Annotated in this window: 12 protein-coding genes; 5 read left to right on the top strand and 7 right to left on the bottom strand. The window is 68.0% G+C overall.

Annotated elements, in window-relative coordinates; translation table 11 throughout:
- The first annotated feature begins 81 nt into the window (after nucleotides 1-81).
- Entirely contained in the window at nucleotides 82-405 is a 324-nt protein-coding gene (locus ABZX92_RS12190; RefSeq protein ID WP_355557142.1) for a type VII secretion target, read from the top strand.
- On the top strand, nucleotides 402-2,441 hold the full coding sequence (locus ABZX92_RS12195; RefSeq protein WP_355557145.1) for an alpha/beta hydrolase: 2,040 nt from the start codon (nucleotides 402-404) through the stop codon (nucleotides 2,439-2,441). The genes ABZX92_RS12190 and ABZX92_RS12195 overlap by 4 nt, the downstream gene beginning before the upstream one ends.
- Here the strand turns inward: ABZX92_RS12195 and ABZX92_RS12200 are convergent.
- Nucleotides 2,438-2,815, bottom strand: a complete 378-nt coding sequence (locus tag ABZX92_RS12200; protein WP_355557148.1) for a sterol carrier family protein — start codon at nucleotides 2,813-2,815, stop codon at nucleotides 2,438-2,440. The two genes, ABZX92_RS12195 and ABZX92_RS12200, sit on opposite strands and share 4 nt — an antisense overlap.
- Nucleotides 2,816-2,873: 58 nt before the next feature.
- Here ABZX92_RS12200 and ABZX92_RS12205 point away from each other — a divergent pair, with 58 nt between their 5' ends.
- Nucleotides 2,874-4,439 carry a hypothetical protein gene (locus ABZX92_RS12205; protein WP_355557151.1) on the top strand — a complete coding sequence of 522 codons (1,566 nt, stop codon included), beginning with the start codon at nucleotides 2,874-2,876 and terminating at the stop codon, nucleotides 4,437-4,439.
- On the top strand, nucleotides 4,436-6,130 hold the full coding sequence (locus tag ABZX92_RS12210; protein ID WP_355557153.1) for a hypothetical protein: 1,695 nt from the start codon (nucleotides 4,436-4,438) through the stop codon (nucleotides 6,128-6,130). Before ABZX92_RS12205 ends, ABZX92_RS12210 begins: the two co-directional genes overlap by 4 nt.
- Here the strand turns inward: ABZX92_RS12210 and ABZX92_RS12215 are convergent.
- The 5 genes from ABZX92_RS12215 to ABZX92_RS12235 all read right to left on the bottom strand — a co-directional run bounded on the left by ABZX92_RS12215 (nucleotide 6,127) and on the right by ABZX92_RS12235 (nucleotide 11,001).
- Nucleotides 6,127-7,785: a glycosyl hydrolase family 28-related protein gene (locus tag ABZX92_RS12215; RefSeq protein ID WP_355557156.1), complete on the bottom strand. Its 1,659-nt coding sequence runs from the start codon at nucleotides 7,783-7,785 to the stop codon at nucleotides 6,127-6,129. The two genes, ABZX92_RS12210 and ABZX92_RS12215, sit on opposite strands and share 4 nt — an antisense overlap.
- A gap of 56 nt (nucleotides 7,786-7,841) precedes the next feature.
- Nucleotides 7,842-8,648, bottom strand: coding sequence for an ESX secretion-associated protein EspG (locus tag ABZX92_RS12220; RefSeq protein ID WP_355557158.1), 807 nt, complete (start codon nucleotides 8,646-8,648; stop codon nucleotides 7,842-7,844).
- Nucleotides 8,645-9,898: a PPE domain-containing protein gene (locus tag ABZX92_RS12225; protein WP_355557161.1), complete on the bottom strand. Its 1,254-nt coding sequence runs from the start codon at nucleotides 9,896-9,898 to the stop codon at nucleotides 8,645-8,647. Before ABZX92_RS12225 ends, ABZX92_RS12220 begins: the two co-directional genes overlap by 4 nt.
- Before the next feature lie 15 nt (nucleotides 9,899-9,913).
- A complete protein-coding gene (locus tag ABZX92_RS12230; RefSeq protein ID WP_355557164.1) occupies nucleotides 9,914-10,288 on the bottom strand; it encodes a transcriptional regulator in 375 nt (124 codons plus the stop codon).
- Nucleotides 10,289-10,404: 116 nt separating this feature from the next.
- A complete protein-coding gene (locus tag ABZX92_RS12235) occupies nucleotides 10,405-11,001 on the bottom strand; it encodes a DUF3558 domain-containing protein (RefSeq protein WP_355557167.1) in 597 nt (198 codons plus the stop codon).
- Between the two features lie 150 nt (nucleotides 11,002-11,151).
- On the opposite strand from ABZX92_RS12235, the gene ABZX92_RS12240 reads away from it, so the two are divergent.
- The gene (locus tag ABZX92_RS12240; protein WP_355557170.1) at nucleotides 11,152-13,800 is read left to right on the top strand and encodes a glycoside hydrolase family 2 TIM barrel-domain containing protein; all 2,649 of its coding nucleotides are present in this window, start codon (nucleotides 11,152-11,154) and stop codon (nucleotides 13,798-13,800) included.
- On the opposite strand, the gene ABZX92_RS12245 is transcribed toward ABZX92_RS12240, so the two are convergent.
- Nucleotides 13,797-15,590: a glycoside hydrolase family 15 protein gene (locus ABZX92_RS12245; protein ID WP_355557172.1), complete on the bottom strand. Its 1,794-nt coding sequence runs from the start codon at nucleotides 15,588-15,590 to the stop codon at nucleotides 13,797-13,799. The genes ABZX92_RS12240 and ABZX92_RS12245 overlap by 4 nt on opposite strands.
- Between the last annotated feature and the right edge of the window lie 30 nt (nucleotides 15,591-15,620).

A 15,620-nucleotide genomic window follows, 5' to 3' on the forward strand; every position in this document is an offset into this window, starting at 1 on the left:
CCGAAACGGTCCACCCGCGACGGGGGAACCGGCGATGATGTGCGTGCGTCGCAGTGATCGAGGACCAACAGGGGGTGTGCGATGTTCGGCGTTGAGCCAGAGCTGCTGCGCAACGCGTCCAAGGAGTTCGGCAACGGCTCCGACGCGGTGCGCGAGGCGGCCGAGATGATCTCGATGCTCAAACTCGATGCCAGCGCGCTGGGAGAGGTCGACGCGGCGGCGGAGTTCGCCGACGCCCTGTCCAAGTTCGTCGGAACGCACTCGCAGGACCTCCAGCGCGGTTCCGCCTGGATCACCGACGCGGCCGAGGGCCTGATCTCAAACGCCGATGCCTATCAGCGCACGGACGACGACCACGCCTCGGCGCTGATGAAGCTCGTTCAGGGACTCGGGGGCGGCAAGTGAGCTACACGGATCCGGAGAGTTTCTACGGGAAGCTCGCATCTGGTGACGTCAGCCGGATCGCCGCCGCCGCAGACCCAATCACCGGTGCCATCAGTGCCGTCGGCCGCGCCGGCGACTCGGTGGCAGAGGGTGGCAAGACCGCGATGAGCAACTGGGTGGGCGCAGCCTCCACCAAGTTCTCCACACGCGCTGAGTTGTCCGCAAAGGCCGCGAAAGCGGCCGCGGAGCGACTTGGCGCAGGCGTGGACATCGTCCAGGCCGCGTCTCGGGCTTATGGCCAGATGCGCGGCGCCGCGGACCAGGCGATCAACGTTTGGCGCAGCCGTCCGCCGGGTCTCGACGAGGAGCAGACTCGGACGCTCGCCAACCAGGTCAACGACTCCCTGAACAAGGTGAAGTCGGGCTACGACAACGTGCTCCGGTCCTATGCCGGTGCTCTCACCAAGATCCCGCCGGGCTTCGAGGAATCCGCACGCACGGACTGCGGCTGGGACCGTGCCGCACAACGCGCCGGTGGTGCCGCGCTTCCTCCTGTGCCTCCGCCGGGTACCGACCCGAAGGCGGTTGCGGCTTGGTGGAAGTCGCTCAGTGCGGATCAGCAGAAGGCTTTGCTGGACACCAAGTTCCAGGAACTCGGCCAGCTTCCCGGCTTGCCCGCCGAGGTGCTCGACAAGGCGAACCGCGCACGCATCACTGATGACATCGGCCGGTTCAACAGCCAGAAGTCCGCCCTGCAGCAGCAGTTGGCGGACCGTGCTCGTGAACTGGGCGTCGATCCGAACTCGTCGGAGGGCCAGCGAGCGCTGCGCAACGACCCGCAGGGGTCGCAGCTGATGTCCCAGTACGACGAAGCCGCACGTCGTGCCCACAACGCGGAAGCCGCGAAGGGCTCGATGAGCAAGGCCATCGAGCTGGGCAAGGACAACGGGAAGACGCCTTACATCCTCGCCTACAGCCCGGACGGCCCCGGCCTCAAGGAAGGCACGATGGCGGTGGCGTTCGGCAACCCGGACACCGCCAAGAACCTGGCTGTCTGCGTGCCTGGCACGACTTCGAACCTCGAAGGCGGCTTCAGCATGTCGCAGGCCGCGAACCTCAGCAACGCGATGGGACCGGACGGAGCCGCGATCCAGTGGCTCGGGTACGACGCGCCTGCCGCCGCGCTCGGACAGGTCAACGACCCGGCGCAGGCGATCGAGGGTGGCAAGCTCCTCGCGCAGGACGTCGCGAACTACCGCGCGGTCAACCCCGGCGCGCACGTCACGGTGATCGGGCACAGCTACGGCAGCACCGTCGTCGGTTACTCCGCGATGGACAACGGGCTCAAGGCGGACGACATCGCGTTCGTCGGATCGCCAGGTGTCGGTGCGTCCAACGTGAACCAGCTCGGACCGGGTGCCGGGCACGTGTACGTCGGCGGCACCGAGCACGACCCGGTCATCCAGGGCACGAGTGGCGACTGGTTCACCAAGGACGGGTCGTCGACCGGCCCGTACGACTCGTCGTTCGGCGCCAAGCAGTTCGGCACCTCCGGCCAGACCTGGGTCGGGGAAGCGCACTCGTCGTACTACGACAAGGGTTCCGAGTCGTTGGGCAACCTGACGAAGATCGCTACCGGACACGGCGGTGACGTAACCGAGCAGCGGTGGCAGGACTCACCGACGCCGGTCGAGGTGCCTGGTTCGAACATTCCCGGAGTCGGGCCGGTCATCGACTGGGGTGTCAACACCGGCAAGGAAGTCGTCGACATGAGCGAGGACGTCTGGCGCGGTGGTGGTCAGGTCGTCGACGACATCTCGCACGGCAACTGGGGCGACGCGGGACGTCACGCGGTCGGCACGGTGGGCGAGCTGGGCAGCGATGCCGTTGATGTCGTCGCTGACACGCTGGGCAACGCCGGTGAGCTCGGGCGGGACGTCTACGAGGGCGGCAAGGCCGTGGTCGAGGGCGGGGTCGAGGTCGTGAAGGACGTCGGCGGCGCCATCTCGGACGGTGCGAAGTCGGTTTACGACAACACGATCGGTTCGTGGTTCTAGAAACGGACCACGGGCAGCAGGTGGGAGAGGTCGGCTCGGGTCCCTGAGGCGGTGACCCGAGCGCCGTCGAGGGCCTCGGTCCACGCCAGCGAGCCGACAGCCAGTTCCAGCCAGGTGCGCGGGTCGGTCTCGATCACGTTCGGGGGCGTGCCTCGGGTGTGCCGCGGGCCCTCGACGCACTGGACGGCGGCGAACGGTGGCACGCGGACCTCGACGCTGCGGCCGGGCGCGATCTGCTCCAGGGTGCGCAGGCTCAGGCGGACGGCAGCGGCCAGCACGGGGCGTTCTGGCTGGTCGGCCTCGCCTCGCAGCCACGGGAGCACGGCCTGCACGGCGGCGCGCATCTCGGTGGGGTCGACGGGCTTGGCTGGCACGTCGCCCACATTAGCGAAGCGGCAGCGGTGGTCCCGGGGCTGTTGGTATATCTGGACCGTGATCAGGAACTTCGCCGTCGTCGGTTCCGGGCAGGCGACGAGGGAACGGCTGACGGCGGCTCTCGCGGCGGCGCCGGACATAGCCGTCTACCGGATCGGGCGCGGGGCGGACCCGTTGCCCGTGTCGGCGACCTTCGACCCGTCGGACCAGATGGGGTGCCGGAGTCTGCTGGACTGGTTCGAGCGCGGGGCGCCGTCCGGTGCGGTGTTGCTGGTGGACGACTGGGCGTTGTGCGCCGAGCACGATCGGGAGCTCGACCAGGTCATCGAGTGGATCGCGGCGTTCGGACCCGCGCGGGGTGTGCAGGTCGTGGTCACCGCGCGGAAGTGGTCGGACGTGCCCGGACGGCTGCGGCGCCATCTGGACGGCGAGGCGGCGGACTTCCTGGCGCTGCACGAGATCGAGACCGATCTGAGCAACAAGCAGCAGCGGCGCGACCTCAAGACCGCCGTTGGTTCCGATGAGCGCGGGTGGCCGGTCTACCTGCACATCGCCGTTGGCGCGGACGGGTATTCGGGCACCTACCTCGGCACCGCGGCGCAACGGGAGCAGAAGCTGCTCGCCGCACTGCTCGGGCTCATGGCCACGCACTCGTCGAGAGACCTGAACATCGGCTGCTTCGACATGTTGAACACCGGTGTCTTCGACGGCCTTGACTCCGCGCCGCACATGGCTTTCAGCCTCACCGGCGACGACTCCGACGAGATCCTCGAGCGGTTCCGGATCGGCCTCGACGGCGAGCTCAGCCGGCGGCAGGAGCTGGTGCACAAGGCCGACGGGTGCCGCAACTACAACGACTACCGCGACAAGCGCGACGAGAACCCCCGCCTCGACCCGCTGCCGGCTCTACTCGTCTGCGTGGACAGCGCCGAGGTGCTGATCGGGCGGAACCCCCGGTTCAAGGACACCCTGGACGCACTGACCAGCGCCGGCCGGGTCATGGGCATCTACCTGCTGTACTCCGGGGAGGCGTTCCCCGAACAGCTGCGTGCCAGGATCCCGGAGTGGCCGTCCGCGACGCCGCCGTACGACCTCGAGGAGTGGGCGGAGACGCTGCCGCAGGCGCTGGCAGACTCCGGTCCGCCCGCCCACACGATCGTCCTGCCGCCGCTGCACCAGAGTCCGGTCGAGCTGACGCTGGACATGCTCCCTCCCGGCGCCATGGGCATCGTGGACGTGCCGTTCGAGCAACGCCGGGCCGTCTTCACCCCGATCTTCACCTCGGAGGCCCGCTACGGCGCCATCGTCGGCAAGCCGGGCACGGGCAAGAGCACCGCTCTGCGCACGCTGGCGACGGTTCTCGGTGACGAGCTGCCGAACTACCAGCTGCTGGACGGCCCCGGCGAACCGCTGGACCCGGCACGCCACGTCGTGGTCACCGCCCGCACGTGGGCCGAGGTGCCGGCCTTCATCATGAAGAACCTGGGTTTCGCGATCGAGTTCCGGCTCGACGACCCGGCCACGTCGCTGCTCGACGCGCGTCAGGCCGCTCTGGTGCCGGACCGGCCCGGCTTCGCCCTCACCCTCCCAGGTCCGGTCCAGTCGCAGATCGCGGTGCCGTGACGCATCTCGCCCTGGTCGGGCCTGCGCACCTCGTCGGGCCGCGAACCCCTGCGGGACAAGGGGTTTACCGGATCGGGCGCGGTGAGTCGCAGGCCGCCGTCAGTTTCGACCCCGCCGACGAACGCCGTCGCCAGAACCTGCTGACCTGGTTCGAACGCGGCGGCGAACCCGGTGCGACGCTGCTGATCGACGACTGGAAGCTGTGCGTGGAAAGCGATCCCGGGCTCGCCGACACCGTCCGGTGGATCACCACGACGGCGCACGAGGTCGACGTGGTCATCACCGCACGCGTGCTCGGCGATCTTCCGGACAACGTTCGCCTGCGGGTCGACGTGCTGGACTTCCTCGCGCTGCACGGCATCCACGAGTTCAGCAAGACGCTCGCGTGGAAGGGCCGGTGGTGGAAGGTTCCGATCGGCGTCGACAGCGCGGGCGAACCGGTGGTCGTCGAGCTCACCCGGTTCGTCGACGGCAAGTGGCGCACGGGATCGCACCTCAGCGTCACCTCGCCGGACGCGTTCCGGAGTCTGGTGCTGGGGCTCATGACCACGCACTCGCCCAGGCTGTTCCAGACGATCCTCATCGACGCGCACGACACGGATGCCTTCGCCGGACTGGACCAGGCGCCGCACGTGCAGGGCCATCACCGCAACGCGACGAGGAATCCCGCGCAGCTCGCGGACGTGCTGCTGGCCGAGTCCCAGCGCAGGCTCGACGTCGTCGGCAACACCTGGACGATCTTCCACCACCGCGGCTTCGACCAGGTGCTGCCGCAGCTTCTGGTGTGCATCAGCGGGTTCGAGGACATCGTCGCGGCAGATCCGTCGTTCGCCACGGACCTCGCGATCGTCGCCAAGGAAGTCGGCAAGTCGGGGATCCAGCTGCTGCTCGACCGTCCACACGCGACAACAGACCTGCAGATCGACGACTGCACCGCGCCCGTGAACCTCGAAGAGCTCGCGGTGTCGTTGCCGCTGCTCATGCACCAGACCGAACCGACGCCGGACTTCTTCACCCTGCACGACCTGCCAAAACACGCGTGGCGACCGCGCCCCGTCGCCCTGCAGTACCGGGCTGCGGTGGGTGCGGACGAGCACGGGCAGCCGGTGGAGGTCGACCTCAAGTCCACCCATCTCCAGGACGGGATGGGCCCGCACGGCGAGGTCGTCGCACCAGCCGAACGACGCGCGGAGGCCCTCAACGCGCTGATTCTCGGCCAGCTGCTGCGCCACTCACCGGACGACCTGCGCGTCACGTTCGTCGGTGGCTCCACTGGCCTCGACGAAGCACCGCACGTGTGGCACGGAGATCTGCTGGAGGACCTGGACCGACGCGCCAGGACGTTGGCGGACAACGGCTTCCGGACCACCTGGGACCACCGCGCGGCACGGCGTGCGGAACCACTGCCGGAGCTGCTTGTCTGCGTGAACGGCGTGCGCGACCTGGTCGAGGCCGACCCGGAGTTCCTCAAGACCCTGCAAACGCTCAGCGAGGCAGGACGCAGCTACGGCCAGCACCTGCTGCTCGCAGACTCGATCCCGAGCGAGCTACCGGGCATCGTGCTGTCGTACCGGCTCGAACTCACCGGACGAGGCTGGACGCGGCGGATCAGCAGATCGGTGGAGAGCTTCGTGCTCCCCACCGATCTCGCCGACGTGGCGCGCTCGCTGCCGATCGCGATGCGCGGCTAGCTCCGGCGCAACTTCCGTTGTGCGTCGTAGAGGTTGCGAGGCGTCACGTCCGTGCTGCCGTAGAGCTCCAGCCGCGAGTTCAACGCACCGCTGAAGTCCGGTTTGTCGATCTGGCCGAAGTCGCGGACCTCGGAGATCGCCACGGTCGCACTGCACGGCGCGACCTGGTCGATCCGCACGTTGCCGGCCCGCTGGTTCGTCACCGTCACGTTCCAGTGCGCGAAACGCGCGCCGTACAACGGACCCGCGTTGGCACTGCCGCCGTGCGCACCGACGTTGTTGATCGTGATCTCGGTGCGGACGTTGCCGAACGGCAGACCGCGGTGCGTGTCGAACACGTCGTAGTCCATCTTGCCGCGCGTCCAGACGTTGCCGCACGACAGGCCTTCGACGTTCAGCCCGTGGTTGCCCGCGCCCGCCTGCGACGGCTCGGACGGCGCCTCGATCACGAACCCGTCAGTCAGGTTGTCGTGCGACTGCTCGCGCGTCGCGTACGCGTGGTGGTGACCACGGCCGGAAACCCGCGTGTTCAGCAGCGAGATTCCCTTGGAGGACACCAGCAAGAACCCGTTGTCGACGTCCTGCACGTGCACGTCGTCGGCCCAGCAGTCCCACGCGCACTGGAACACGAGACCGTTGTACCCCTTGTCCTGCAAGTGCTTCGGCGTCGGCACCTTGAACATCTCGATCTTGATGCCCTCGACGCCGGCACCCGTGATGACCGGAGCCATCGTGGTCAGGCGCGCCTTCCACTCCGGGCGGATCTCCACCGGCAACGGCTGCGCGAGCTTGACCCTGTTGCCGCGCACCCACTCCACGCGCACCGGCCACAGGAACGGGAAGTACGACAGGAGCTTGTCCTTGTCGTCCCACTTGTAAGTCTTCGTGCCCTCGACATCGCCGCACATGTGCTTCGGCAGCGAATAGCCGTCGTCGTCCAACCGCAGCAACACGCGCTGCCCCGCCCGCAGTGACCGTCCGTTCTCGACAGTCACGACGAACGAACCACGCGCCGCGGAGCCGGTGACGCCGGTCAGCGTCGAACCGAGCTCCAGCTCGTTGCCCGTCCAGCCCTCGAAGGGCCATTTCTTGGCTTTGATGGCGTCGACCAGCGGCTGGTAGCGGTCGCGGTGGCACACCCACACGTGCCCGCCCGACCAGCTCCACGCCGAGTTCTCCGAGCCGTAGCGGCTGCGGTTGATGCCGACGATCTCCTCCAGCGACCGGGTCGCGTAGAAGGTGGTCCTGTCGCTGCCCGCACCGCGCAGCACCACGTTGTCGTAGCCGATGCGGATGATGTCGTCGATCCGGTAGCGGCCCGGCGGCACGTGGACGGTGCCGCCACCCAACCGGCCGACGAACTCGATGGCTTTGTTGATCGCGGGCGCGGCATCCGCCGAACCGTCGCGGCGAGCCCCGAAGAACAGCACGTTCGCCAGCACCGGGCGACGCGCAGGCCGCTCACCTGTCCGGTAGCCGGCGTAGGCGATGTTCGGGATCTGCGGGTGGTTGTAGGGGTTCGTCACGAACTCCTGCCACAGCGAAGCGGAGGACTCGGAGGACCCGGCGAACGCCGTCCCCGTCCCCGTCAGCGCTGACGTGCCGACCAAGGCAGCCCCTGTAGCCAGCAGGAATTGCCGTCTGTCGATGCTCATTTCGCCGTCTCCAAGGGGTCTTGGCCACGGCGGCGGTGGTCAGATCAAACCAGAGATCAGCCGCCTGCGGAACGAACCGCTTCGGAGATCAGCTCGTCCACTTGGTGCATCATCCGACGGGCATCGGTCGGCGTGAACGTGCTCCACGGCGGCTGACCGTTCGACGAACGGCGTTGCTGCAGGTAGCGACCCTCTTCGGTGTCGAAGAACGCGATCACGCGCTCGGGCCTGCACCGCTTCCCGTACTTGTCCCGTGCCGCTGCCCCGAAGTTCCCGGTGTGCACGATGCCGGTGAACATCTGCACCAGCGCCTTCGCGTCCGCCTCGCGCAGGCCGACACCCCGGAACGCGGCCTCCATCGACTTCGGCGAGCCGTCGGTCTGGGAGATCGCCTTCTCGATGTCGGCACTGGGCAGCGTCACCGAAAGGCCTGTTCCGGCGGGGTGCGCGGGCAGCACGGACAGCACCGCCGAGGCGAGCCCGGAGCCCGCCCACGGCTGGAACGTCAGCTGGTCGTCGCGCAACGTCGCGAGCGCGCCCCAGTCGCCGTTCGCGACGGCCAGGACGCGCAGGCTGTGGCCGAGCCAGAGGCGGCCGTCCGCCTCCCGCTCGGGCTTGACGAACATGCGCAGCAAGCCGTCCAGTTCGGACGAAAGACCGCGCGAGTTGCCCAGGCGCCGGTGGTCCAACTGCTGGTAGACGCGGTTTTCGAGCTGGATGCGCTCGTCCCGCGTCTTACCGGGCGTGGGAACTTTCAGAACCAGCGGCATCGGGCCGACGTTCATCCGTTCCCACAGCACGTCGAACTCCTCGGCGGAGAGAGTGATCGGCTCCCTCTCCGCCGGTGCGCCGAACAGGCTCACTCCGAGAAGCCTCCGATGACCGGAGGCGCCACCATGCGATCGTCACCGAACACGTCGTCGGTCTCGACCAGGTAGTCGGCCACCTTGTGCTCGAGGTCGTCCTCGCCCTCGCCCTTCTGGCCGTGCGCGCCACCAGCGCCCGAACCCGCGGCACCGCCCTTGCCGGCACCTGCACCGGAGCCGATGGCGCCAGCGCGCATGCCTTCGGGACCGGAGCCCATGCCCATGGCGCCGGGCTTCATCGAGGCCTGGCTCGACGACGAGCCGAGCGAGCCGGACATCGGGCCGAACGCCTTGCCGGACCCGAGCTGACCACCGCGAACGCCACCGGAGCCGCCACCGCGGACACCGCTGGAGCCACCGCGGACACCACTGGTGCCGCTCGTGGTCGGCCGGGTGAACACCGGCGGAGGCGTCGGGGTCGGCGTCGGACGCGGTTCGGGCGTCGGCGTCGGGAAGTTCGTCGGCGGAGGAGTGGGAGTCGGCGTCGACGGGGGCAGCGCCCACGACGTGTGCGTGGTGTCGGTGGGCGGCGGAGGCGTCCAGGCAGGCTGCACGTGCTGGGTCGACGGCGGCGTCACCCACGACGGCGAGGTCGTGCCCGTGTTGTGGCCCGACGGCCCGTTCGTGCCCGTGGACGTGTAGCCGACGCGCGTGTTCTCCGTGCCGGACCCGGCGGGCGGCGGCGTGTCGATCACGACCTGCGGCGGCTCCGGGAACTCACCGAGCGTCGAGGAGTTCCAGCGGCTGTCCGACTGGTAGTCCTCCATGACCTTGACGGCCTGGGCGGCGGCGTTGTCCGCGGCGGCTTCCTGCTTCTCGTGGTCCATCTGCTGGCCCACGACGTGCGCCATGCCGACCGGACCGGTCAGCGCGCCCACGGCCATGTCCAACATGCCGGGCTTCTCAGTGGTGACCGGGACGACCTCTGGCATCTTCTTGCGCGCGTCGGCGATGAACTCGCCCTGCAAGCGCGCGGAGCTCTCCATCGTGCCGGAGCCCTGTTCGGCGAACCCGGCCCACTGCGCCAGCGGCGACAGCGCCGCACCCGCGGCGTCGGCGGCGTCGGACTCCCAGCCCGCGCCCATCTTGGACAGTGCGGTGTGGAGGTCGCCGTCGATCTTGGCGAGCGTCTCCTTGATCGACTTCCAGCCCTGCTCCACCGGGATGGAGGCGGAGACGCCGGGACCAGAGTTGATCATCTTGTACAGCTCGGGGTGGTCGTACCCCTGAAAACGGTGGTCAGTCATCGGTCAGTCCCCCTCTCAGCCCAGATCCCGGTTGTGCTTGCCCCACATGGCCGTGTTGTCGCCCTCAACCTTGCGGTACTGCTCCTCGATCATCTTGAGCTGGTCGATCACGCCGACGAGCTGCTTCTTGTAGATCTGGAGCGCGGTCAGGGCCTTGTTGGTGGTCTGCTCGTTGAAGGCCTTCGAGGTCTCACTGCTGATCGGGTCGTGCGCCCACGGCTTCGTAGAAAGCTGCGCCAGGGCGACCTCGATCTTGCTGTCGAACTCGTCGAGCGCGTGCTCGAAAGCCTTGCGAGCCTCTGGAATGGCAGACGGGTCCACCTTCAGCTTGCGCTGACCGAACTCCGTGGGCGTGGGCACGCCACCGCCACCACCATCCGCGAGATACACGGCACACCCTCCTCAGTACGGCCCCCCAGTGATGGGCCGCGTGTGCATTTGGGACGACTCTAGCTCTGATGCATGACGCGAGGGACTGGTTCCCGGTATAAGCCGAGTACTTCTACTCACTTCGTGGCGAGCACGGGTCCCACGGCCTCAGCCAGCGCCTTGGCCCTCTCGCACGCGAGGTCCAGCGTCGCGTCACTACCCAGTCCACCGATCACCGAAACCCGCAGCAGCTGCTGGTCGTGCGAGTCGAGGTAGATCTCGCACTGCGGTGATCCGGTCGCCTGCGACGGCCCCTTGGTGAGGTAGGCGGGGTAACCGGCGACCTTGAGCTCGGTGAGCTCCTTCACCTTGCCCTCGGTGCTCTTCAACCTTTCGACGCCACCGTTGACGATGGTGTCGATGCTGTAGGTGACCTTGCGGTCCTCGTAGCTGGCCCCGCACGCCTTGCCGCCCTCCCCGTACTCCGGGTCCGCGGCGACCGATCCAACGGTGCGGATGCCGAGCTTGGCCTTGGCCTCCGGCGTGATCAGCGAGCACGGGTCGAGGGTCAACATGTCGACGGCCTTGGGCCTGTCCACGGGGGCAGTCCCGGCAGAAGTTCCGGTCGTCGGGGTCCCACTGGTCGGGTTGCCCGCGGAGGGCGTCCCCGGTTCGGTCGTAGAACACCCGGTCAGGACCGCTGCCAGCACGAACGGGACGACAAGTCGACGCATGCGGGTCAAAGTATCGGATCGTCGCGCACGGAGTGTTGCGATTGATGTGGTGCGCGTCACCCATAAGGCGCATTGCCGGTGACCTCACAAAAAGGAAACCTTCTTTACGATACCCCGAAGCGCCGCCGCCCCGATGCGTCGAGGAGCGACATGCTGCGCAACCGACCACTACCGACACTGGTCGTGGCGGCGGTGGGTCTGGCCCTGTTCGTGCCAGCTACATCTGCCAACGCGGGCCCCGTGCCCGGCACGGGAGCGGCGCTCAAGGCGGCCGCCAGCCCCGGATCCGTCTCCACCGTCCCCGACTGGCGGATGCAGACCAGTAAGACCGCCACCCAGGCCGGTGACGTCATCTCCGCGCCGACCTATTCGGACTCCGGATGGCTCACCGTGCCCGCGCGGTCCACCGTCATGGCCGGACTGATCGCGAACAACAAGTACGGCGACGTCAACTACTCGGACAACCTGAAGAAGGCGAACCGCGCGGACTTCCAGGTCCCGTGGTGGTACCGCAAGACCTTCCAGGCCGACCCGCAGCCGGGCGTCAACACGTTCCTCAAGCTCAACGGCGGCATCATCTCCCGCGGTGAGATCTGGCTGAACGGCAAGAAGGTCGCGGGCACCGATACCGTGATCGGCGCGTACCCGACCTTCGAGTTCAACGTCACCAGCCTGCTCAAGAAGGGCGACAACGCGCTGGCCATCAAGGCCTCGCCGTCCGACCCGGCCAAGGACCTGGTGATCCACTTCATCGACTGGTCCCAGCTTCCGCCCGACCGCAACCAGGGCATCTTCCGCGACGTCGACCTGGCCGCGAGCGGTCCTGTCTCGTTGCGCGGCCTGCACGTCACGACCGATCTGCCGCTGCCGAACCTGAACAGCGCCACGGTCACCGTGAAGGTCGACGCGCGCAACAACACCGGCAGCGCGGTCACCACGACCGTCGCCGGCAGTGCCGCGGGCCAGAACTACAGCCAGAACGTGAGCCTGGCCGCGAACGAGACCAAGACCGTCACGTTCACGCTGAACGTCAGCAACCCGCAGGTCTGGTGGCCGTTCCAGATGGGCGCGCAGCCGCTGTACGACGCGACGGCGACCGCGACCGTGGCGAGCGCGAAGTCGGACGAGCAGAAGACGACGTTCGGCATCCGCGAGGTCACCTCGAAGATGATCAGCGGCAACATCCAGTACCAGATCAACGGCAAGCCGATCCTGATCCGCGGTGGCGGCTGGGCGTCGGACCTCTTCCTGCGCACCAACGTGCAGAAGATCGCCGACGAGATGACGCTGACGAAGTCCATGGGCCTCAACACGATCCGTCTCGAGGGCAAGCCCGAGAACGACGAGATATACGACATGGCCGACCGCATGGGCATCCTGATCATGACCGGCTGGGAGTGCTGCTCGAAGTGGCAGAGCACCGGCAGCTACTCCGCGGAGGACAAGAAGGTCGCGGGCGCGTCCGCCGAGGGCGAGGCCAAGCGGATTCGCAACCACCCCAGCGTCTTCACGTTCCTGATCGGCTCGGACGAGGCCCCGGTGGCCGCGGTCGAGAAGATCTACCTGGACGCCCTGAAGCGCGCCGACTGGCAGACCCCGATCGTCACCGCGGCCGCGCGCCGCAGCTCACCGCAGCTCGGTGACTCGGGCATGAAGATGGACGGCCCGTACTGGTGGGAGCCGCCGGTTTATTGGTACAACAACCAGAAGGGCGGTTCAGCGGGCTTCGCGTCGGAGATCGGCCCCGGCCCGGCGATCCCGGAGATGGACGAGCTGAAGAAGTTCCTCAGCTCCTCCGAGATCAACAAGCTGACCGACTACAACGCCTCGCAGTACCACCTGTCCCCGTCCGGCACCTTCAGCAAGCTCGGCTTCTGGGGCACCGCACTGGACAACCGCTACGGCAAGCCTGCTGACGTCAACGACTTCGTGAAGAAGGCCCAGCTGCAGCAGTACGAGACGAACCGCGCGCAGTTCGAGGCGTTCGGCCGCGACTTCTCCGACACCGGCGCGAACCAGGCGCAGGGCGTCATCTACTGGATGCAGAACGACCCGTGGCCCAAGCTGTACTGGCACCTGTACAACTACAACCTCGCCACCGCGGGGTCGTACTTCGGTGCCAAGACGGCCAACAAGGCCCTGCACGCGCAGTACTCCTACGACGACAAGTCGCTCGCCGTCGTGAACATGGGTCTGCAGGCGCAGGACGGCCTCAGCCTCCAGGTGACCGTCTTCAACTCCGACGGCACGCAGAAGGCGAACGAGACGCGCCCGGTTCCGGCCAAGGCCAACGGTTCCGTGCGGGTCGGCAACGTGCCGCAGCCCTCTGGCCTGTCCACCGCGTACTTCGTGCGGCTGGTGCTCAAGGACTCCAGCGGCAAGGAGATCGACCGCAACGTGTACTGGCTGTCCACCAAGGCGGACACGCTCAACTACGGCGGCGGCGACTGGTACTACACGCCGCAGTCCGCCTACACGGACCTGAAGTCGCTGAGCTCGCTGAAGGCCGGTCAGGTCTCGGTGTCCACCGCGACCACGCCGGGCACGGACGGCAGGCAGGCCACGCACGTGACCATCAAGAACACCGGTACTTCCGTGGCGTTCTTCCTGCGGGCGTCGCTGCGCAAGGGCACGGGTGGCGCCGAGGTGCTGCCGGTCGACTGGACGGACAACTACATCACGTTGTTCCCCGGTGAGACCCAGACGATCAGGGCCGAGTACCGCGCGTCCGACCTGGGCGGTGCCCAGCCGGTCGTCGAGATCTCCGGCCACAACGTGTCGAAGAAGTCCTCCAGCTAGTACCGGTTCGCGACGACGTCGGGTCGTTCCACGGGACGGCCCGCGTCCAGCGACCACGCCAGCCGCACGTACTGCGCGTGCGTCCAGGCGAGTGGGGTGGCCGAGGTGGTGCCTCGGCCACCCCACACCTGTTCCGGCAGCATCCGGCCGCTGTTGGCCGTCGCCGCGATTTCTCGCAAACGCTTGGCCGCACTGGTCTTCTGGCCCGTCAGAAGCTCGTACTCGCCGCGTTCGCCGGTGAGCAACGGCCAGAGCCGCCCGTACGTCCGGGTCGGCGTCGGCCAGTTGATGTTCCACGGCCTGCCGTCCGCGGTCTCGCCGTAGCCGTCCTGCGTGAACCGGTGCCAGTAGCCCTGTTCCCTCAGCTGCTGGTCGACCACGGCGACGGTGTTGCGGATGACCGGGTCGTCGGCCCGTTTGACGCCGAGCCGGACCAGCTCCAGGAAGCTCGGGTCGACGACCGCGCGCTGGTCGATGTCGGTCGGGTTGTTGTCGCCGAGGTTGTACTTCGTCGCTGCGTTCGGGTTTCCGTCCTTGGTGAGCCGCAGGTAGTACGGCTTGGGCTCGTACGGGCCGGTGCTGGTCGCGGTCCAGCCCTCCACCTTGCTCTGCCACTCGTCGGCGGCCTTGAGGTACTTGTCCGCATTCTCACCGTTGCGCTGCAACAGGTCCGCGAAGCACACCAGCCCGGCGACGACCGAGGCGATCGTGGCCGGCGAGTAGCCGCTCTGGTTCTCCCACCGCTCCTGCTCGCTGAACGGCGCGTTCGGGTAGCTCAGCAGGTAGTCGGCGGCCTTCCGCAGCGAGTCCACTGTGGACTTGTCGGTTCGGTTCAGGTGCCAGGCCAGCAGCAGCGGTGCCGCGGTCTCGTCGAGCTGGACGCTCTTCCACACCGGTGTGCCGTCGACACGGGTGTTCTGCGGCAGGTGGCCGTCCGGTTCCTGCTGCTTGCCGAGCATGAAGTCCAAGGCGCGGTTGGCGATGCCGGTATCTCCGGCCGCGATCATGGCCGTCGCCACGTGGTAGAGGTCGCGCGGCCACACCAGCGCGTACGGGCCGAGCTCCGGCGCGAGCTCGCGGTCGAACCCGAACGCCCAGGGGAAGCTCGGTGACGCGATCAACGCGCCGGGGTTGCGCTTGTCCTCGCTGGCGGCCAGGACCATCACCGACATGTCGTAGAGCTTCGGGTCCGCTGACTTCGGCCTGCGCAGCCCGTCGAGGTACGCGTGCCAGCCCCGCGCGTACTCCCTGGCGGCTGTGGCGAACCCACGATCCAGCGCGGCCTGGGCAACGCCGTCGCCGAACCCGACCGCGAAGGTGCCGCGCGCGTGCCTCACCGGCTCGGTGGGCAACGTGCTGACGACGTTGTTGGTGCCCTTCATCGGCACGTGGTCGACCGTGATCCGGACCGGACGCCGTGCGGTGAGTGCCACGTCCGCGAGCACGGCGGCGCGCTGCGGGTCGGTGACGTAGGTGATCTCGGCCTGCCAGCCGTCGCCGCGCAGTCGTTGCCGGAACGTCAGCGATCGGTCGTCGGCGGGTTCGGTGTAGGCCTGGCCCGGCTTTCCGTCGACCAGCAGACGGGTTTCGCGAGTTGCGGGCGTGCTGAGGTCCGGGAAGAAGATCTCGGACAGGCCCTGGTGGCCGAGCGTGAACCAGACCGGGCTGGCCGCGGACCGCGCGGTCCCGAAGCCCTGCTTGTCGGCCGGAAGTGGAACGACGTCAGCGGCGGCGCGGACGACCGGGGTCATCATCACGAGCAGGAGCACGACCAGGGCCAGTGACTTCATGCCACCCGGTGTTCCCCGAGAAGGAGATCA

Source organism: Lentzea sp. NPDC006480 (assembly GCF_040611995.1).
Taxonomy (GTDB): domain Bacteria; phylum Actinomycetota; class Actinomycetes; order Mycobacteriales; family Pseudonocardiaceae; genus Lentzea.